We start from the raw sequence: 19,604 nt of genomic DNA on the forward strand, positions 1-19,604 counted from the left end.
GACCAGTGGCCGACAACGCGCGGGCGAAAAAGCTGGCGGACCTCATCCGAGAGGTGGTGGCCCAGAAGCTGCAGCGCGGGATCAAGGACCCGCGGCTCGGTACCCACGTCACCATCACGGACACCCGTGTCACGGGTGACCTGCGGGAGGCGACCGTCTTCTACACGGTCTACGGGGACGACGAGGAGCGGACGGCCGTGGCCGCCGGCCTGGAGAGCGCCAAGGGCATCCTGCGCTCCGAGGTCGGCCGTGCGGCCGGCGTGAAGTTCACCCCGACCCTCACCTTCGTCGCGGACGCCCTGCCGGACACCGCCCGGAACATCGAGGACCTCCTCGACCGGGCCCGGCAGTCCGACGCGCAGGTGCGGGAGACGTCCGCCGGTGCCGCGTACGCGGGTGACGCGGACCCGTACCGGAAGCCGGGCGACGACGAGACGGACGACAGCGCCGAATGACCAGCAAGCCCACCCCGCCCGACGGCCTTGTCATCGTCGACAAGCCGTCGGGCTTCACCTCGCACGACGTGGTCGCCAAGATGCGCGGGATCGCCCGGACCCGCCGTGTCGGCCACGCCGGCACCCTCGACCCCATGGCCACCGGCGTCCTCGTCCTCGGCCTGGAGCGCGCCACCAAGCTCCTCGGGCACCTCGCCCTCACCGAGAAGGAGTACCTGGGCACCATCCGCCTGGGCCAGAACACCCTCACCGACGACGCCGAGGGGGACATCACCTCCTCCACCGACGCCTCCCAGGTGACCCGGGACGGCATCGACGCCGGCGTCGCCAAGCTGACCGGCGAGATCATGCAGGTGCCGTCCAAGGTCAGCGCCATCAAGATCGACGGCGTGCGGTCGTACAAGCGGGCCCGTGACGGCGAGGACTTCGAGATCCCCGCCCGCCCGGTGACCGTCTCCTCCTTCACGGTGTACGACGTCCGGGACGCCGTCGCCGAGGACGGCACCCCGGTGCTCGACCTGGTCGTCTCGGTGGTCTGCTCCTCCGGCACCTACATCCGTGCCCTCGCCCGTGACCTGGGCGCCGACCTGGGCGTCGGCGGCCACCTCACCGCGCTGCGCAGGACGCGCGTCGGGCCGTACAAGCTGGACGTGGCGAAGACGCTCGACCAGCTCCAGGCCGAGCTGACCGTGATGCCGATCGCCGAGGCCGCGTCCGCCGCGTTCCCCCGCTGGGACGTGGACGCCAAGCGCGCCCGGCTGCTCGCCAACGGTGTCCGGCTGGAGATGCCCGACCAGTACGCGGGCGGCGGAGCCGTCGCCGTGTTCGACCCCGAGGGCCGCTTCCTCGCGCTCGTCGAGGCGCACAAGGGCAAGGCGAAGAGCCTGGCCATCTTCGGCTGAGTGGCTGAGTGGCTGAGTGGCTGAGTGGCTGAGCGGCTGAGCGGCCGATGGGCTGACCGGCCGATCGACGGATCGGCTGAGTGGCTGATCTGACTCCGCGGTCGGGCCGGGCCGGGCTGGTCCGGTCCGGCCCAGTTCGGTCCGGAAGGGTCGGACCGGTTTCTCGCGGGTGTGTGCCCGTGGAGCGGCGGCCACGGGGTACTTGCTACTGCCCGCCGCTCCACGGTCCCCCCTCGGTTCCCCCACCTCTAGGGTTATCCAGTCACCCCCGCTTATTCACCCGTCCGGGCAGGCGCTCGGAGTGAACGGGGGGAGCGGAAGGGGGCGCTTTCGCATCGTGAGCTGTCCCGCTGATCACCGCGCACCTACCGTCGGGAGACGAGGGCGCGTGTGCGTGGGCGGGGAGGTACGGCGATGGCGGGACGGGGTGCCGGTCACGCGGGCCGCACCGATGACGGCGACCGCACCGATGACGGCGACCGGACCGCCGACGCCCTGGAGCCCCCTGTCGCGGACCTCGTCCAGATCCGCGACCCGGCCGGCCGCCCCCGCGGCGTCGGCTTCCTCGCCGACCATCACGGCACACTTCTCACCAGCCACGAGGCCGTCGACGGCCTGCCCCGGATCGTGCTGCACGCCCCCGGGCACCGGACCTGCGTGATCGACGCCCGCGCCGACGCGGGATCCGTGGTCCCATTGCCCCGACTCGGCCTCGCCCTGGTCCGCACCGAGGGCCTGGAGGTGGAGCCGCTGCCGCTGAGCGTGCGGGAGCGGATCGACGCCGGTACGTACGTCAGGGTCGCCGCGGGCCGCTGGCGAGAGGCGCGGGTGCTGGCCGCGACCCAGGTCACGTACACCGCCACCGACCGGTCCCATCTCCTCGACGACGCCCTGGAGCTGGCGATCGGCACGGCGGGCCGCGACGCGCTGCGGCCGGGCGGCGGCGCGGCCGGCGGACCCGTGCTCGACGCGCGGACCGGCGCCGTACTGGGCGTCCTCGGCACCGCCCTGCGCTCCGACCGGCGCGAGGACGGCTTCGCGGTGCCGCTGCGCACCCCGGCCCCCGCGGGCGGCACGACGGAAGAGACGGCCGCCGCCAAGGCGGCGCTCTCCGGACTCCTCGCCCGCAACGAGACCACCGTGCCCGCGTACGGCGTCGACCTCAACCTGGCCGGAGTCCTGGAACTGACCGCGACCTTGGTGGGCCAGGACGGTCCGCCGAGCGCCCCGGACACCGGCATCGGCACGGCCGCCTGTGCGGACCCCGCCTTTGTGCAGCCGGTCGAACGAGCGCAGGCGGCAAAGGAGTTGGCCGTCTTCACGCAGGGGCCCCGCACGATGCTCGGCCTCGTCGGGCCCCCGGGCAGCGGCCGTACGACCGAACTCGCGGCCCTCGCCGCCCGCCGCGGCCGGGGCGACCGGCCCGCCCCGACCCTCTGGCTGCGCGGAGCCGACCTGCGGCCGGGCGACGCCTCGGTGGCCGACGCCGCGCGCCGCGCGCTGGACCGTGCCGCCCGGATCGTCGCCTCGACCCGCCGCGTCGCCGTCGCCGGCCTCGGCGACCTCACCCCCGAGCGCCTGGCCCGACTCGCCGTACGGACCGGCCACCCGCTGCTGCTCGTCCTCGACGGTCCCGAGGAGATGCCGCCCGTCCTCGCCCACCGGCTGTCCGAGTGGACCGGGGGAACGGCTGACTGGCTGCGCGGGACCGGGGCGCAACTGGTGGTGGCCTGCCGGGAGGAGTACTGGGAGCGCGCCGGTGGCGCCTTCCCCGCGGACCTCCTGCACTCCCCGGTGGAACCGGCCGGCCTCCTCACGCCCTGCGTACGGCTGGCCGACCTGACCCCCGAGGAGGCCCGCCTGGCCCGCGCCCGCCACGGCATCCCCGACGGCGCCCTCGGTGACCGCGACGCTCGGCACCCGCTCGCCCTGCGCCTCCTCTCCGAGGTCCGCTCGGCCCTCCCGGACGCCCCGGCCGCCGGACCCGTGGACCGGCACGAGGTGTTCTCGGCCCACCTCGACCTCATGTGCCTGCGCGTCGCGGTCCGCCTCGCCACCGAGAACGGCCTGCGCGGCACGGCCGTACGACGGCTCGCCGCCCGGGTGGCCGGACAGGTGCACGAGGCAGCCCGGCGCAGCCTCGGCCCCGGTCAGGGGTCGGTCGACCGGGCCTCCTTCGAGGCCGTGTTCCCCTGGGGGGCCGCCCCGGCCCGGCTCGGCGGCGGCACCGGCTGGGCCTCGGCCGTCCTCGGCGAAGGCCTCCTGGTCCCGGCCGGCGACGGTTACCGCTTCGCGCACGAGGAGCTGGCCGACTGGATCCAGGGCGTGCACCTCGACCTGGACGAAGCCCTGCACGCCCTGGTGCACCGTCCCCGCACCCCGGGCGAGGCCCACCCCCTGCCCGTACCGCACCACCGCCTCGGCCCGGTCGTCCAGTCCCTGCTCCTGCACGGCCGCCAGCAGGGCACTCGCCAACTCGCCTTCCGGCTGCGTGAGTTGGTGGACGCCCTGGACCTGGACACCACCTCGTGGTGGGCCGCCCGCCTGCTCAGCCACACCCTCCTCCAGGTACCGGACGCGACTCCGTACCGCGAGGTGCTGAGTCTTCTGGCCGAGCGCGTCGTCACCTGGCGCCTCGGCCACCGTCCGGTGCCGCCCGACTTCGCGCCCGCCTTCTGGACGGCGCTCCCTCTCGCACACGCCGAGCGCTTCGAACTCCTGCGGCACCTGGTCCTGGCGGACGGGGCGCCGGAGGAGGGGGCCTGTACGGACGGGGCGTCGGTGGAGGGGAGCGGGCGGAGGGTGTGTGCGCAGAGGGGCGCCGACGGACGCCTCGGTGGCGGTGGCGGTGGCGATGGCGATGGCGATGGCGATGGCGATGGCGGTGGCGGTGCCGGTGCCGGTGGGGGCACTCCGGCTCGGGCGGCCGGACCGGAACGTACCGGCGCGTGGCACTCGGGCGGGCCCGGCGAGCCCGGGGGTGAGCGGTACCTCGACGCCGCCGCCCGGCTGCTGGCCGCCGAGCCCGCCGCCGTACAGCCGTGTCTCACGCGCTGGTTCGACGACGAGCGGCCGTTGCCCGCGACCCCGCACGCCACCGTGGCGACCGCCGCGCAGGTGCTGCTGCACACGCACCGGCACGGGGCCCTGGACGACCTGGCCGAGGTGCTCGTGGAGTGTGCCCACCCCAGGGCCGACGAGCTGCTCGCGGTCCTCGCCGAGGAGGAGCCCTCGGCGGTGTGCCGGGCCGTGCACCGCTGGGCGCACGACGAGCGGCCCGCCCGCCGGACGGCGGCGATGACCTTCGGCCCGCGCGCGGCCCGCCACGTCCGCTCGACGGCCGACCGCGCGCTGCTGCGCCACGCGGCCGAGGCGGTGCTCACCCGCACCACCGGCCGGACCCCGCACGGTGGCGCCCTCGCCCTGCTGGTCCTCGACCCGCACACTCGCGACCGGCACCTGACCCGGGCCCTGCGCCACTGCGCCGACGGAGATCCCGACTTCCCGGCCGCCGCCCTCGTCCTGGCCCTCACCACCCATCCCGATCCGGTCCTGGACGCCTTCCGTGCCCGCCTGCTCGGTGCTCCGGACGCCGACGAGACGCTCCACACGCTCGCCGACGTCATCACTCCGGCACTCGCCCGCCGGATCGCCCTCCTGGTCCGGGAGACCGTCGTCCTGCGCCCCGGCAGCGCCGAGCACGTGGCCGCGTACGTCGGCCGGTGCCTCGACCGGGGCCCCACCGCCCGTTCCGCCCTGCTGCCCCTCGTCTCCGGCCTCCTCGACGCGGCCCCCGTCCCGGTCCGCACGGCCCTCGCCACCGTGCTCGGCGCCTCCGGCACCCCGGCCTCCCACCCCCTGCGCCGCGAACTGCTGGACCTCCTGCTCGCCCGCGAGGAAGATCCGGCCGTGCTGCTCACGGTGCTGCGCACGGCCGCCCGGGACGCGGGCGCAGGCCACGGCGCGGATGCGACGTCCGCGGCCGCGGCCGCGGACGTCGGTGGGGGGTGTGGTCCGCACGGCGGCGGGGAGGACGGCAACGGGGGCCTCGGCGGGGACACCGGCGAGGGCGTCGGCCGGGGTGGCGACGAGCAGCGCGGCGGGCAGGGAACCGGGCAGGGCACCGGTCAGGACTGCGGGCAGGGTTCCGGGCAGGACCGCGCGCAGGACCACGCGCAGGACTGTGGAGTGCGGGGCACGCTCCGGGACGACGAGGTCCGCGGGCTCGTCCACCGCACCGGCCTCCTCCTCGTCCGCACCCCCGAGGGCGCCACCCGGTTCGACGCCGGTCTGGTCGACCTGGCCCGGCACGTGCCCGGCTTCGCCGCGCGGATGACCCGCTGGCTGGCCGACGCCCCGGACGACTGGGCCGCGGTCGTGGGCCCCAGCACCCGCCGCACGGTCGAGAACCTGGCGGGGGCACGGGTGCCGGCCTGATCGGTCCGACCGGGCCCTCACGGACGTGCGCCCGATCACAGCCCCGATGCCGATGCGGGGCCACGGCAACCGGCATGGCACCCTTAGACCTGCACAAGAGGTCAAGGTAGACACGGACACGGGTTCGAGGAGCGGTCACAGTGCAGCGCTGGCGTGGCTTGGAGGACATCCCCCAGGACTGGGGGCGCAGCGTCGTCACCATCGGTTCCTACGACGGCGTGCACCGGGGCCACCAGCTGATCATCAAGCACGCCGTGGACCGCGCCCGCGAGCTGGGCGTCCCGGCCGTCGTGGTCACCTTCGACCCGCACCCCAGCGAGGTCGTCCGCCCCGGCAGCCACCCGCCGCTGCTCTCCGCGCACCACCGCCGGGCCGAGCTGATGGCGGAGCTGGGTGTCGACGCGGTCCTCATCCTGCCCTTCACCACCGAGTTCTCGAAGCTGTCGGCGGCCGAGTTCGTGGTCAAGGTCCTGGTGGACAAGCTGCACGCCAAGGCGGTCGTCGAGGGCCCGAACTTCCGCTTCGGCCACCGGGCGGCCGGGAACGTGGAGTTCCTCGCCGAACAGGGCAAGGTCTACGACTTCGAGGTCGAGATCGTCGACCTGTACGTCACCGGGGAGGCGGGCGGCGGCCAGCCGTTCTCCTCGACCCTGACCCGCCGTCTGATCGCCGAGGGCGACCTCACCGGCGCCCGGGAGATCCTGGGTCGCCCGCACCGCGTCGAGGGCGTCGTCGTGCGCGGTGCCCAGCGCGGCCGCGAGCTCGGCTTCCCCACGGCGAACGTCGAGACCCTGCCGCACACGTGCATCCCCGCCGACGGTGTCTACGCCGGCTACCTCCACGTCGAGGGCGAGGCCATGCCGGCCGCGATCTCCGTGGGCACGAACCCGCAGTTCGACGGCACCGAGCGCACGGTGGAGGCGTACGCCATCGACCGCGTCGGCCTCGACCTGTACGGCCTGCACGTCGCCGTCGACTTCCTGGCCTACGTGCGCGGCCAGGCGAAGTTCGAGTCGCTGGAGGCCCTGCTGGAGCAGATGGCCGAGGACGTCGAGCGCTGCCGCGAGATCGTGGCGGCGGACGCGTAGCGCCCGGGGCTCCCGGCCCTCACGGGGCACACGCCCACGAACAGAACGCGAAGGGCGGCCGGTGCGGTGAGCACCGGCCGCCCTTCGTCGTACCGTCCTACTGCTGCTGGGGCGGAGCCTGCGGCGGCTGCTCCTGCGCCGGCTGGCCCTGAGGGGGCTGCGCCTGGGGCTGCCCCGGCTGCTGCGGGTATCCCGGCTGCGGCGGGTACGGCTGCTGCCCGGGAACGGGTTGCGGCGGGTACGGCTGGGGCTGCTGAGGCTGCCCGGGACCGGCCTGCGGATACGGCTGGGGCTGCTGCGGGTACGGCTGCCCCGGCTGGCCCTGGTGCGGCGGATAAGGCTGCTGGCCCGGGGCGGGCGGCTGGCCGTAGAGACCCGGGTACGGCTGCTGCCCCGGCACGGGTTGCCCCGGCTGCGGCTGTCCGGGCATCGGCTGTCCAGGCATGGGCTGCCCCGGAATCGGCTGACCCTGCATGGGCTGGCCCGGCATCGCGTACCCGGGCATCGGCGGGGCGGCCACCGGCGGCGGGTTGCCGTTGCTGGTCCACAGCCCGTGCGACTGCTGGTGCCGTACGAAGTCCTCGGCGATCATCGCGGAGAGGTTGAAGTACGCCTCCCGCACCTTCGGCCGCATCATGTCGAGGTCGACCTCGGCGCCGGCGGCCAGATGCTCGTCGAACGGCACCACGACCACGCCCCGGCAGCGCGTCTCGAAGTGGGACACGATGTCCTCGACCTTGATCATCTTGCCGGTCTCGCGGACCCCGGAGATGACGGTGATCGACCGGGAGACGAGGTCGGCGTACCCGTGCGCGGACAGCCAGTCCAGCGTCGTGCTGGCGCTGCTCGCGCCGTCCACCGACGGCGTGGAGACGATGATCAGCTGGTCGGCGAGGTCCAGCACCCCGCGCATCGCGCTGTACAGCAGACCGGTGCCCGAGTCGGTGAGGATGACCGGGTACTGCTTGCCGAGCACGTCGATGGCGCGGCGGTAGTCCTCGTCGTTGAACGTGGTCGACACGGCCGGGTCCACGTCGTTGGCGATGATCTCCAGACCGGAGGGCGCCTGCGAGGTGAAGCGGCGGATGTCCATGTACGAGTTCAGGTACGGGATCGCCTGGACCAGGTCACGGATGGTCGCCCCGGTCTCGCGGCGCACCCTGCGGCCGAGCGTGCCGGCGTCCGGGTTCGCGTCGATGGCGAGGATCTTGTCCTGGCGCTCGGAGGCGAGGGTGGCGCCCAGCGCGGTGGTCGTGGTCGTCTTGCCCACGCCGCCCTTGAGGCTGATGACCGCGATCCGGTAGCAGGACAGCACCGGCGTGCGGATCAGCTCCAGCTTCCGCTGCCGCTCGGCCTCCTCCTTCTTCCCGCCCAGCTTGAACCGGGACGACGCGGCGGTGGGACGCCCGCTCTTCGCCTTCTGCCGCTTGTTGTTGAGCAGCCGGTCCGAGGACAGCTCCACGGCCGCGGTGTAACCCAGCGGCGCGGCACCCGGGTTGGTCGGCTGCCGCTGGTCGTGCTGCATGGGCTGCGGCCACGCGGCACCGGCGCGGGGGTCGACCGGGGCACCCTCGGGGGCCTGCCCCTGCTGCGGGAAGCCGTAACCGCCCTGCGGATCGTGCGGGTTGGGGGTGCCGGGCGGCGGGAAGCCGTAGCCGGCCACAGCGTTGGGGTCGTTCGGGGTCGGCAGCGGGAACCCGTAACCACCGGGCGGCGCCGGGGGAGTGGGCGCTCCCGGCGGCGGGAAGCCGTAACCGGCCACGAGCGCGGGCCCGTTCGGACCCGGCTGCTGCGGGAAGCCGTAACCGCCGGGCGGGAGGGGACCCGTGGGAGCCGGCTGCGGTGCCGCTGCCCCGGTCTGCGGGGCCGGAGCAGCGGGGACACCCGGGGCCTCGGGCGCGCCGGGCATGCCGGGGGCGTACGGCTGGCCGGGCTGGGGCGCGGGCGGGTTCCACGCGGCGGGCGCGGGCTGTGGCGCCTGAGGCTGGAACGGCGGCTGCTGCCCCAGCGCGTCCACGGCATCCGCCTGCTGCGGCTGGGGCTGACCTGGCGTCGGGCCCGGCTGCGGCGGCGCCGCCTGAGCGGGCCACTGGGCCGCCGGGGCCGGGGCGGCGGGCTGGTACGACGGCGGCAGCGGCGGCACGCCGCTCTGCGGCGCGGGCGGAGGAGTCCAGGCGGGCGGCGCGCCCTGCGGCACCGGAGGAGCGGCAGGAGCGGGACCCTGAGGGGGGATCGGGGTGGCAGCGGCAACGGGGGTGGGAGCGGGCGGAGCGGCGGGGGCCGCGTGGTCCGTTTCCGGTGAGGCCCCGTCCCCGGGCGTGCTGCCCTCGGTCACACCGGTCCCGCCGGACGTGGCGGCGTCGGTGGCGGCCGAGCCCTCCTGGGACACCGCGGCACCCGAACCGGCGGGCGCGCCCTCGGCATCGCCGTCACCGGCCTCCTGCGTGCCCTGCGTGTCCTGCGTGCTCTGTTCGGCCTGCTCGGCCGGGTCGGAGGACTCGGCAGACGCGGGTGCCTCGGCGGACACGGGCGACTCTGCGGCCCCGGCGGAGGACGCGGTATCCCCGTCCGGCACCGAGGTGTCCTCGGAGCCGGCCTCGGCGAACTCCGCCACCGGCGAACCGTCAGGCCCGGAGCCGACCTCGGCCCCGGCCGCGGCCCCGGTGTGGGACTCGTCCTCGGTCCCGGCCGTGGCCTCGGCGGCCGGCCCGTTCTCCGCGAGCCCCTTGTCGCCGCCCTCGGCACCGTCACCGACCTCGGCGGAAGCGGCCCCCTCTGCGTCGCCCTCCGCGGGGTTCGCCTCCGCCGGCTGGGCACCCTGGGCGTTGGCGGCAGCCGCCCGTTCGGCGATCTCGGCCATCTCCCGCTTCAGGGCGCCGGCGGAGAACCGCATGGTCGCGCCGCTCTCCAGGTCGCCGTTGTCGGCCTCGGGCGCCGGTGCGGCCGGGACGGAGGGAGGCGGGGTCTGCTGAGACTGCTGCGGCTCGAAGCCGGCCGGCAGGTGCGGCACCGGAACGGGACTCCCGACCGGGGGAGCGGGCGGAGCGTACGGCGCGCCCGGACCGCCGGTCGGAGCCGGCGGCGGGGCCGGAGTCGGAGCGGGAGCAGTGAAAGGCGCGCCGGGCATGCCCGGCGTCGGCGTCGGCGCGGGGGCGGGAGGCGTGGGAGGCGCCGCAGGGGGCGGCGGGGCGAACGACGGAAGCTGTGCCGCACCCGGACCGGCCGGTTCCCCCTGCCCGTCACCCGAACCCGAACCGGCGAAACCGCCCATCCCGGCCGCGGGCGCACCCGCGGCGGTCCCGGAGGCCCCGGACGCGTTCTGCGTGTACCAGGCGGGCGGGGCGTAGTCGATGGTGAACTCGCCGGTGGTCTCGAAGGCCGATTCCGCGTCGGGCTGGTCATCGTCGGGTGTCGCCCAGCCCCCGCGGATCCCGTCCCGATCGCTGCTCACAGTTCCTCCTGGTGTGGTCGCGCACCCTCATGGCGTGCCGGGGCGACCAAGTCGTGTCGTTCAAGTCGTCCGTAGTGGTGGGGCAGTCCGGTCCCCCGGCCCTCCCCCTGGGGCGACGCCCGCTCCACGGGTTCCGGCATCGCGCCCGCTCCCAGCCTAATCACCGTGAGGCGTACGACGGCAGGCCCGCCCACCACTCGACACGTGACCACCGGCCCACGGCGCACCGGCACATACCGCCGCCCACCCGCCACTCTGTCACGGCAATCACGCAGAAAACAGCGGACAAAGGGCGAACCGGCGGCGCACCATCGCCGCACACGCGCCGAACAAACCGGACAATAAAGGTCAGTTCAGTCCATCCGGCGCGGGGTGCCCAACAATCCGATCTCGGCATCGGTGGGTTGGGTGAGCACGTACTGCCGGTCACGGTCGGTGCACCACAGGGTGACGCCGTCGGGCAGCGCCGGCAACGACTCCACCTCGGTCCGGGACAGCCCCATCGTGCGCCCCAGCTCCGCCGCCTCGTCGGGCGAGACCCGCTGGATGCCCGCGAGCCGCGCCTGCCGCAGCAACCGGGGCGCGACCGGGCTGAGGTAAGGCAGCAGGGTCAGCACCGACTGCCAGGGGCCGCCGACCACCCGTCCGCGCGGCGGCCGCATGCCGCAGTCACGCACGACCAGCACGGGCGTCCCGGCCGACGCGCCCTGGGGCGGCACCCGCCCCACGTCGAACACGGACAGCCCGTTCTGCCCGCCGCCCATGGCGTGCACCATCTGCATCCAGGCCTGCGGCCGGCCGGTCTCCACGGCCACCCGCGCCCCCGTCGCCGCCGTCCGCAGCGCCAGCACCTGCGCCGTCCACAGGCCGCCGATCAGCACGATGTCGTACGGAGTGGGCCGGTTGATCCCCAGCACGGCCGGCTGCCCCTCGGCGTCCACACCGGCCACCACGCCGTCGTCACCGATCGGCAGGGCGAGCGCGTCCAGTTGCTGCCCGGGCAGCGAGTGCCGCGTGTGCCGGGGCCCGATCAGTCCGAGCCCGCGCCGCAGCCGCTCACCGGCCCGCGCCAGCCCGGAGGCGTCCGGCACTCCCGCGCCGGCCGCGCCCGCACCGCCGGGAGCCGTAGTCGTCGGAATCGTCAACGCGCACCTCCAAGGGGCAACGTGGCCAGCATGCCCGGCAGTTGCTCGCGGTCCAGCCGGGCCAGACCCGCACCGGCCTGCTGCGCCGCGCTCTCCAGCGCGCGGCGCGCGGCCACGAGCTCGTCGTCGCTGCGCCCGGTCACCCGCAGGTGCCCGCACAGCGAAACCTCCTGCCGCTCGCCGCGCGCGAGCGTGAGGCTGAAGGTGGTGGCCAAAGCCGGAATCGCCGTCACCCGGGCGACGAACTGAGGCAGCGACTCACCCCGGGCGCCGCCCAGCTGGGGCCAGCGCCGGACCCAGTACGTCGTGTGCCGCCGGTTGTCGCACCGCCAGCTGCGCCCGGACTCCTCCGTACGCCGCTCACGCGCCTCACCGCGCGCCGCCTCGGCGGTGACCAGGGGGTTGGCACAGGCCGAGGTGGCGAGCGCGGAGACCAGCTCCTCCTCGTCGAGCACGCTGGCCCGGAACCCCGCGCCGGTCAGCCGGCTCGCGAGATGGTCCGCGACCCGCACCACGCACTTCTGCGCCCCGAGCAGTCCGCCACCGCGCGCCGCCACCGCCTCCGCGCACAGCTCGGGATCGAGCTTCAGCGCGATCCAGGTGATGCGCACCGCCGGGGCGCCCGTCTGCTCCTGGAGCGGCTGGTAGTTGGCGACGGCCACGGACTGCTGCGGCAGATGCAGCGCGGGCGCCGGCTGCGTGTGCAGCACGACCTGGGCCGACTCCAGCCGGATCCCGTCCACCTCCAGCGCGTCCCGCACCAGCCCCAGCGGCAGCGGCTGCCGGTTCCGCTCGGCCCGCAGCGCCGTGGTGTCGGCCTCGACCTGGAGGACGGCGGTCAGGAAGGTCCCGTCCCCGGCCATCCCGACCGGGCGCCGGTCACGGCCGCCGTAGGAGTAGGTGCGCAGGGCGGGCTCGCACTCGAGGGCGGGCACCAGCGCCGGTTCCGTGCCAGGCGGTACCGGGGTCGCGGCGGCGCGCCGCTGACGTGCCTTCAGCTCACGGGCCGTGCCGAGCCACTCCGGCAGCGAGCGCCCCCGCCGCCGTACGAAGGCCAGCAGGACCAGGGCCACCGCGACGATCGCGGCAGGTACCAGCGCCAGCGTGCCGATCGCCCAGCCCACGACCAGGACGGCGGCCGCGATCTCCACCAGGACGAGTCGTTGCAGACGAAACGAACCGGCCTGCCCCGGCCGGTGTCCGGGGCCCAGCGTGACCGCCTGACGCGGCGCTTCGGACCGACCGGACGTCTCTCGTGGACCCGGCGCCGACTCGGCCGTACGACCACGTGCCGCGGACCGGCCGCGCGAACGCGTCCGCGTTCCGGAAGTCATCACTCCATCCCCCCGTTTTGCTCACAACTCATGGGAACCACGCGAACGCACAGGCCCCTTGAGGGCCCAGGTACCCTACCCGCTCCGCAGGACTCGTCCCGCACCAGGCATAGTAGGGGCCGGGTCCGACAACGGAGGGCGGGGGAGCGTGGTCCCCGGGCGCGCTCCGCGTGAGACACGGGGAGAAACGGCACAGATGGCATCTCGGCGGGACCAACTCAACGCCTACACCTTCGCGAAGCGCCGCATGCTCGCGTCGTTCGTGCAGTCGTCACCGGATGCCTCGGACGAGGGGGCTCCACGACCGCTGCGCGCGGTGCTGCCGGGCGCGATCGTCGGCGTGGTCGTCCTGGCGGCCTTCGGAGCCTGGGGCATGTTCAGGCCGACGGCCCCGGAGGGCTGGGACGCTCCCGGCCAGAAGGTGATCATCGCCAGCGAGTCGACCACCCGGTACGTGGTGCTGAAGACCAAGGGCAAGGTCCAGCTCCACCCGGTGCTCAACATGGCCTCGGCCAAGCTGGTCCTCGGCACCCAGGACGACGTGGACGTCGTCACCGTCGACGAGTCGATCCTCGACAACGGCAAGATCCCGCACGGCGTCACCATCGGCATCCCCTACGCGCCCGACCGGCTGCCGTCCGACACGGAGGCGGGAGCCGAGAAGCGCTGGGCCGTCTGCGAACGCCCCAGCGGCAGCGGCGACTCGATCCAGAAGGCCGCGTTCGTCCTGGCCACGCGCGACCTGGGCAGGACCGAGGGCGCCCGGCAGAAGCTGCACGGCGGCGAACTGCTCTACGTCACCACACCCGACAAGGCGCGCTACATCGTGGACGCCCGGGGCTGGGCGTACAAGGTGGACGGCACGGACCCGCTGCTGCTGCAGACCCTCGTGGGCACGACGCGTGAACCCCAGCACGTCACCAAGGAGTGGATCGACACCCTGCACCAGGGCGACCCCGTCGACTTCCCCGTGATCGACGGCACTCCGGGGACACCGGCGAGCGCCCCCGGACAGCTGGACAGCCGGACCAACCGCGTCGGCATGGTGCTGCGGGCCCGGATCAACGGCAGCGAGCAGTACTTCGTCGTCCTGCCCCACCGGGTCGCCCCGGTCTCCCCCTTCGTCGCCCAGCTGCTGCTGACCAGCAAGGACCTCGTCACGGTCGGCCAGACAGGTCACGAGACGGAGGTCAGTCCCGGTGCCATCGTGCGGGGCGAGCCGTTCGGCGCCGAGCACACCTGGCCCACCGAGGCGCCCACCGCGGTCAACGAGGCCTCCACCGCCGCCGGCAGCCGCAACACCGTCTGCACCGTCCTGCGCCACGTCGACCCCAAGAACGGTGCCACGACGCTGAGCACCTGGGCGGGCACCGACTTCCCCGCGGTCCTGGCCACCGGCTCCTCCAGCGCGTACGTCACCGCCGGCTCCGGCCAGCTCTACCGCCAGTTCCAGGGCACGGAGGCCGCCGCGGGCCCGGTCTTCCTGGTCACCGACACCGGCCTGCGCTACGCCCTGCAGTCCAACGACGACGGCGAGACGGGCAGCGCGGGCATCGGCGTCACCGTAAAGCAGCGCCAACAGCTCCAGCAGGAAGCCAAGCTGGCGCAGACCCACCTCGGATACGCGGGCGTGCGTCCCGCGCCGATTCCCGCGGCCTGGTCGAAGTTCCTGCCGACGGGCCCCCGCCTGTCCACGGCGGACGCCCGCCAGCCGCAGGGTTCGTGAGGAGCACGCCGATGACCTCCAGCCGCATCACCCCGCACCCCCGGCTCCGCACGCGTACGACCCTGGCGGCGGCGCTGGCCACGGCCGCCGCCGGCACCCTGCTGACGGCGCCCGTCGCGGCCGCCGACTCCGGATCCGACCAGTGCACGTTCTCCCGGACGAACCACAAGTACGCCGGGACGCCCTGGGCCCTGCAGCGGGTCATGCTCGACGAGCTGTGGAGCCAGTCGAAGGGCAGGAACGTCAAGGTGGCCGTCATCGACACAGGCGTCGACACGGCCAACCCACAGCTCACCCACGCGGTGGACGGCGCCCTGGGCGTCAACCTGCTGCCCCCCAAGGACGACAAGGGCCAGCCGGTCGACGGAGCCAAGTCCAAGGCCACCACGGACACCGTCGGCCACGGCACACGCGTGGCCGGCATCATCGCCGCCCGCCCGATGAAGGGCACCGGCTTCGTCGGCCTGGCGCCCCAGGCCACGATCGTCCCCATCAAACAGAACGACGCGGAGGGCCACGGCACGGCCGACTCCCTCGCCGCCGCCGTCCGGCACGCGATCAAGGCCAAGGTCCAGGTCATCAACATCTCCCAGGACACCGCGAACGCCGCGGCCCCGACGGAGGACCTGCACCGGGCGGTCGACGAGGCCCTCGCGCAGCAGATCGTCGTCGTCGCCTCCGCGGGCAACGACGGCCTGGGCGGCAACGACAAGAAGACCTACCCGGCGTCGTACGCCGGTGTCCTCGCCGTTGCGGCCTCCGACCGCAACAACGAGCGGGCGGCGTTCTCCCAGTCGGGCGACTTCGTGGGCGTCGCGGCCCCCGGCGTCGACATGATCTCCACGGTTCCCAAGGGCGGCCACTGCTCCGACAACGGCACGAGTTTCTCGGCCCCCTACGTGGCCGGCGTCGCCGCGCTCATCAAGGCCAAGCACTCCGACTGGACCGCCCGCGAGGTCGTGGCACAGATCGAGCAGACGGCGGAGCGTTCCATCACGGGGCACGACCGGCTCGTCGGCTGGGGAGTGGTGGACCCGGTCCGCGCCCTCACCGAGGACGATCACCCCATCGAGTCCCCCCACCCCGACGCGGGCCTCGCCCACGCGGAGGCCCCCACCCCCGCCCGCCTCACCCTCGGCGAGACCCCCGAGGAACGCAACGCCCGCATCGCCACGTACGCGGCCATCGGCGTCGGAGTCCTGGTGGCGGGCCTGAGCGGCGGCGCGGTGGCCCTGCGTGACGCGCGCAGGAGGCGCCGAGGACTGGAAGCCCGAGCCTGACCCCACCGAAGACGACGACCTCCGTCGCCTTCACGCCCCGCTGGACGGCAGATTCAACAGCCATCGGCCACACGCGGCCTACGCGCACTCACCGCTGTTCCCCAGGGCACGGGAGTACGCGGTGGCCAACTTCCTCATCGCGGTGGCATCTCCGAGGTCCGAGGCGCGCACACGCAGGGAGACGTACGGCACCCACCCGGGCCGGCCGGGATGCGCGCAGCCCTTGACGCGCATCACGGCACCCGTCCCGCTGTGCAGGAAGGTTCCGTCGGGGGACGGTTCGGCCGGACCCAGTTGGGGATTGGCGTCCGCCACCGTGAGTTCCGCCGTGGGCGGGTGGAATTCTGGATATGGGTTCAGGACGTCGGCCGGCAGGGGTGTTGATCCTTCAGCGACGTCGTGTAGCCGTCAATCATGCTCTTCACGGCGGATTCATTTTTCCGCGCCGGATCCAGCAGCTTGACGAGCGTGCTGATGTCCTCCTTCTCGACATCCGCTCCGCGGCATTTCACCAGCGACACGGCAGCACGGTCGGCGTAGGCGATGGAGCCGTCCTCCGCGGACTTCTGCTGCTGGATCGAGAGGCGGCTCTGCAGGATGTGGCGGGCCGAGTCACCGGCGTCGATCCGCTCGCTGCTGATCATCAGTACCGTGTCGCCGTCGACCTTGACGTCACACAGAGCGGAACCGTCGGTCAGGCTGCCGGTGTGCTGAGCCGTGAGGCGCTTGCCGGACTCCGGCAGGAGGCGGGAGAGCGCGTCGGCCGGGACGGGTGTTCCGCACAACGCCTGCGGGACCTTGAACTCCCGCTTCGGCTCGTTCGTGGAGCAGCCGGCCGCCACCAGTCCGGCGAGGACGAGCGACGCGGCGCGCAGGGCGTGGGATGCGGACTTCAATTCTTGCCACTCTCCGATTTCCACTGGGCCCCGTCCGAGTGGCTGTGGCCGGCAGACGTGCGCGCCGCTCTCCGCAGATCCTCGGCAGTATCGGCATTGATGGTGTCGTTCTTCGCCAGGGCGTGGTCGACGGCAGCGGCGGCTGAATTCAGGGCCGCGTTCCGTCCCGCCGTGTACTCCTGGCCGGCTTCTGTGTCTGCTTCGTCCGACGTGTCCTGCTCGATGCTCTTCATGATGGACTCCTGGATGTCCTCCGAAGCCCATTCCAGAGGGGCGCCGGCGATGGGAACCCGCTCGGCCGCCTTCTCGAGCCCCATGCCCAGGACGCGGTTCACCCACTTCTGCTTCTCGGCGGCGGCTTCGTTGAACTCCGTGTCGGAAGCGACGTGGTAGTGGTGGATCGCATGGGCCCTGGCGTCGCTCATGATGCCGGCGATCGCCGAACCGGGGGCCACCGCGGCACCCACACGCCCGTCCAGGGACGCCGTCGAATGGCTCGGGTCGTTGATGACGTGGTCCACGACGTCGCTCGTGTAGGCCTGCTGCGCGGTCGTGATGGACGAATAGGCGTCGGGGTCCTGGCCGACTTCGCCCAGGAAACGGGAGACATGATTCGAGTCGAGGTCGGCAGCGGCGCCGAATGTCGGGAAGAGGCCGCTGTGAGGGTCCTCCTGGTACATGGCCTGCTGGAAGTCGCCCATGTACTCGGCGGTGATGTCTCCGAGGCTCCCGCGAAGGGCGTACAGGGGGCCGCTCTCCTCGTCCAGATCCCCGTTCTCGTTGTGCCTGATGAGTTCGGGGTGTTCACCGAACTTGTCCACGATCTGGCTCACCAGGTGCGCACGAGCCTCGGTGTGCCTGATGGCGTCGGCCGTCGCGTCGGAGTCGTACGGTCGCCCGCTGGTCGCCGACTCCAGGGCGTGGCCGAGGGCCTGGGGTCCGAAGCCGAGGGCCCTCTGCGTCTTGTCCTCGTCGACCATGATGTTCGTGTCGTTCGTGTCGACGGTCCACTCGAAGTCCTTGTCGGTGAACACGTCGAGGTACGACGTGAAACCGGGGTCGCCCCCCTGCTTCACCGTGCCGTCCTCGTTGTAGGCGGTCGGCGGCTGGGTGAAGAACTTCTCCGAGGCCTCCGGACTGTGCCCCAGCGCCTCCAGGACGCTGTTCAGCGGGTCGTTGCCGGTGCCGAGCTTGCCCGAAGGGTTGTAGCCGTAGAGGTCCGGGTTGTCGGCATGGCCACCCGGGGCGAAGAAGTGCGGGTTCTCCTTGTGGACCTGGGTGATGTGCTCCGCGATGGGCGTGAGGAACCGCGGGTCGTAATTGCCGTAACGGAGAAGGCCACCGAGCACCTGGTAGCCGAACGGCTTGTCCATCTGGCCCCGCTCCCAGCCGATCTGCTGGGTGCCGAGGCGCCGGAACTCCGTGCCCCAGCTGTCGGCCAGGTGATGGGTGTGGTCCGGGTCCGTCGCGTTGGCGAGCGTGTACCCCATGACCTTCTGCAGGTCCCGTACCTCGTCGAGACGCATCGCGGACACGTGGCCGCTGGTGCCGTCGAGTGACATCTGGGCGTAGAACTTAAGGGCTTTGTCGGGGCCGCCGAGACCTTGGTAGAACTCGGTCGCGAACTCCCCGTCCTTCTCCGCGGAGTTGAACCGCAGCAGCTGGTTCAGCTCGCGCAGCTCCGCGTCGGACATCTTGGTCCCCTTGCGGGCCAGTTCGACGGCGCGCTCGGCCTCGGCGTCGTTCAGGGACCCGTACGCGCTGTGCCCTGCGTCGTGGCCGTCCTTGCCGTGGCTCTTCGCCAGGGCGCGGGCGACAGAGGCGTCGATCTCCTCGGCGTGGGCGAGCAGCCGGTTGATCCGGCCCTCCAGCTCCTGCCTGGCGTCGAGCTGCTCCGGAGTGCGCTCGTCGGTGTCACCACGGACGTGGGGGAAGAAGCAGCGGACCTTTCCGCCGCCGATGTCCTCGACACGGATCCCCAGATGCGGGGCATCGGTCTCGACCGCCTTCTTGATCTGTTTCTGCAGGGCCTCGAGTTCGGTGTGCCCGTCGTCGAGGACCTGGTAGATGCTGTTCGCCTCGACGTGGAGATCCGAGATCTCCTTGGTCGTCTTGGTGATGAACTCCCGCGTCACCGTCGCGTTGACACCGGCCCAGTGGGCCGAGTCCGACTTCGCCCGCATCCCCTTGCGCGCGTTCTCGGCCGACTTCGCGAGACCGTCGACGGTCTTCTTCCAGTCCGCCACGGCGGTGGCGAGCTTGCCGAGGTCGACCTCGACGAGGTCCGTGAACGTGAGAGCCACTGGAGTTCCCCTACTTGAAGTACTCGTTGAGCTGGGACACCGACACGGTGGATCCGTCACTGCCGCGCAGGACGGTCCCGATCTTCGCGTCGTCCTCCGCGTGCAGCTTCTTCGTGAAGTCCAGGTGGTCGGAGATGTGCGCACAGGCCTGGAGGACGGACTTGACCTGCGACGTCCAGATCTCGACGGTCGTCTCCAGGGCGCCCCCCGTCTGGAAGCCGTGCGACTTCAGGGCGGACGCCGCCTGCGCCGTCGAGCCGGCTCCTCCGCTGCCGGCCCCGGCCCCGGCGATGTCGGCCTGGCTCCGTACGTCGTCGTACAGGAGGTGGGCCTCGTGCCCGACCGCACCCAGGTCGTCCTGGTACACCACCAGGTCGCCGGTTCCCCCGCCCCCGCCACCACCGTCCGGTGCCAGCTGATTGAGGCGCGTGTGGGTCGACGGCCGCTCGGCGGCCTGAGCCTTGAGCTGTTCCCACTCGTCCCATGCCATCGGGTGGACCCCTTCCCCTGTGACCCCCGTCGGTCTTCCCGTCGAGAGACGCGGGGCGGTGCCGACGTTCCGGTGTGCCGTCAAGTTAGCAACGGGG

General features: G+C 73.2%; 13 protein-coding genes. 6 read left to right on the top strand and 7 right to left on the bottom strand.

The genetic code is table 11. The annotated features are described in order from the left end of the window. Positions 1-5 precede the first annotated feature (5 nt). The 4 genes from rbfA (at position 6) to OIB37_RS26710 (ending at position 6,882) form a co-directional block, all read left to right on the top strand. Positions 6-455, top strand: a complete 450-nt coding sequence (gene rbfA, locus OIB37_RS26695) for a 30S ribosome-binding factor RbfA (RefSeq protein WP_330460146.1) — start codon at positions 6-8, stop codon at positions 453-455. Beyond that, positions 452-1,357 (top strand): tRNA pseudouridine(55) synthase TruB, encoded by a 906-nt coding sequence (truB, locus tag OIB37_RS26700; protein WP_330460147.1) that lies wholly within the window; start codon positions 452-454, stop codon positions 1,355-1,357. Before rbfA ends, truB begins: the two co-directional genes overlap by 4 nt. Before the next feature lie 414 nt (positions 1,358-1,771). Next, complete coding sequence (locus OIB37_RS26705) at positions 1,772-5,794, top strand: trypsin-like peptidase domain-containing protein (protein ID WP_330460148.1); 4,023 nt, start codon at positions 1,772-1,774, stop codon at positions 5,792-5,794. Between the two features lie 140 nt (positions 5,795-5,934). Then, the gene (locus OIB37_RS26710; protein ID WP_330460149.1) at positions 5,935-6,882 is read left to right on the top strand and encodes a bifunctional riboflavin kinase/FAD synthetase; all 948 of its coding nucleotides are present in this window, start codon (positions 5,935-5,937) and stop codon (positions 6,880-6,882) included. A gap of 97 nt (positions 6,883-6,979) precedes the next feature. Here OIB37_RS26710 and OIB37_RS26715 read toward each other — a convergent pair whose 3' ends face one another. The 3 genes from OIB37_RS26715 to eccE form a co-directional block, all read right to left on the bottom strand. Further along, complete coding sequence (locus OIB37_RS26715) at positions 6,980-10,333, bottom strand: SCO5717 family growth-regulating ATPase (RefSeq protein ID WP_330460150.1); 3,354 nt, start codon at positions 10,331-10,333, stop codon at positions 6,980-6,982. A gap of 353 nt (positions 10,334-10,686) precedes the next feature. Continuing rightward, entirely contained in the window at positions 10,687-11,478 is a 792-nt protein-coding gene (locus tag OIB37_RS26720) for a hypothetical protein (protein WP_443058206.1), read from the bottom strand. Next, positions 11,475-12,812 carry a type VII secretion protein EccE gene (gene eccE / locus OIB37_RS26725; protein ID WP_330460151.1) on the bottom strand — a complete coding sequence of 446 codons (1,338 nt, stop codon included), beginning with the start codon at positions 12,810-12,812 and terminating at the stop codon, positions 11,475-11,477. Before eccE ends, OIB37_RS26720 begins: the two co-directional genes overlap by 4 nt. A 196-nt stretch (positions 12,813-13,008) precedes the next feature. Between eccE and eccB the strand changes: the two genes are divergently transcribed. Together eccB and mycP are read left to right on the top strand one after the other, a co-directional pair. Continuing rightward, entirely contained in the window at positions 13,009-14,538 is a 1,530-nt protein-coding gene (gene eccB / locus OIB37_RS26730; RefSeq protein WP_330460152.1) for a type VII secretion protein EccB, read from the top strand. A gap of 11 nt (positions 14,539-14,549) precedes the next feature. Further along, a complete protein-coding gene (gene mycP, locus OIB37_RS26735) occupies positions 14,550-15,818 on the top strand; it encodes a type VII secretion-associated serine protease mycosin (protein WP_330460153.1) in 1,269 nt (422 codons plus the stop codon). A gap of 78 nt (positions 15,819-15,896) precedes the next feature. Here the strand turns inward: mycP and OIB37_RS26740 are convergent, their stop codons facing one another. From OIB37_RS26740 to OIB37_RS26755, 4 genes are read right to left on the bottom strand one after another with little or no spacing between them, the layout of a single operon-like run. After that, the gene (locus tag OIB37_RS26740; RefSeq protein ID WP_330460154.1) at positions 15,897-16,133 is read right to left on the bottom strand and encodes a hypothetical protein; all 237 of its coding nucleotides are present in this window, start codon (positions 16,131-16,133) and stop codon (positions 15,897-15,899) included. Between the two features lie 41 nt (positions 16,134-16,174). Further along, on the bottom strand, positions 16,175-16,714 hold the full coding sequence (locus tag OIB37_RS26745) for a hypothetical protein (RefSeq protein ID WP_330460155.1): 540 nt from the start codon (positions 16,712-16,714) through the stop codon (positions 16,175-16,177). After that, on the bottom strand, positions 16,711-19,017 hold the full coding sequence (locus OIB37_RS26750) for a DUF6571 family protein (RefSeq protein WP_330460156.1): 2,307 nt from the start codon (positions 19,015-19,017) through the stop codon (positions 16,711-16,713). The genes OIB37_RS26745 and OIB37_RS26750 overlap by 4 nt, the downstream gene beginning before the upstream one ends. 10 nt (positions 19,018-19,027) lie before the next feature. Beyond that, positions 19,028-19,507: a hypothetical protein gene (locus tag OIB37_RS26755; RefSeq protein ID WP_330460157.1), complete on the bottom strand. Its 480-nt coding sequence runs from the start codon at positions 19,505-19,507 to the stop codon at positions 19,028-19,030. Positions 19,508-19,604 lie beyond the last annotated feature (97 nt).

Source organism: Streptomyces sp. NBC_00820 (assembly GCF_036347055.1).
Classification (GTDB): domain Bacteria; phylum Actinomycetota; class Actinomycetes; order Streptomycetales; family Streptomycetaceae; genus Streptomyces.

Coding starts and splice junctions, on each gene's coding strand:
- truB (WP_330460147.1), top strand. CDS start 452: ATGACCAGCAAGCCCACCCCGCCCGACGGCCTTGTCATCGTCGACAAG.
- OIB37_RS26705 (WP_330460148.1), top strand. CDS start 1,772: ATGGCGGGACGGGGTGCCGGTCACGCGGGCCGCACCGATGACGGCGAC.
- eccE (WP_330460151.1), bottom strand. CDS start 12,812: ATGACTTCCGGAACGCGGACGCGTTCGCGCGGCCGGTCCGCGGCACGT.
- eccB (WP_330460152.1), top strand. CDS start 13,009: ATGGCATCTCGGCGGGACCAACTCAACGCCTACACCTTCGCGAAGCGC.
- mycP (WP_330460153.1), top strand. CDS start 14,550: ATGACCTCCAGCCGCATCACCCCGCACCCCCGGCTCCGCACGCGTACG.
- OIB37_RS26755 (WP_330460157.1), bottom strand. CDS start 19,507: ATGGCATGGGACGAGTGGGAACAGCTCAAGGCTCAGGCCGCCGAGCGG.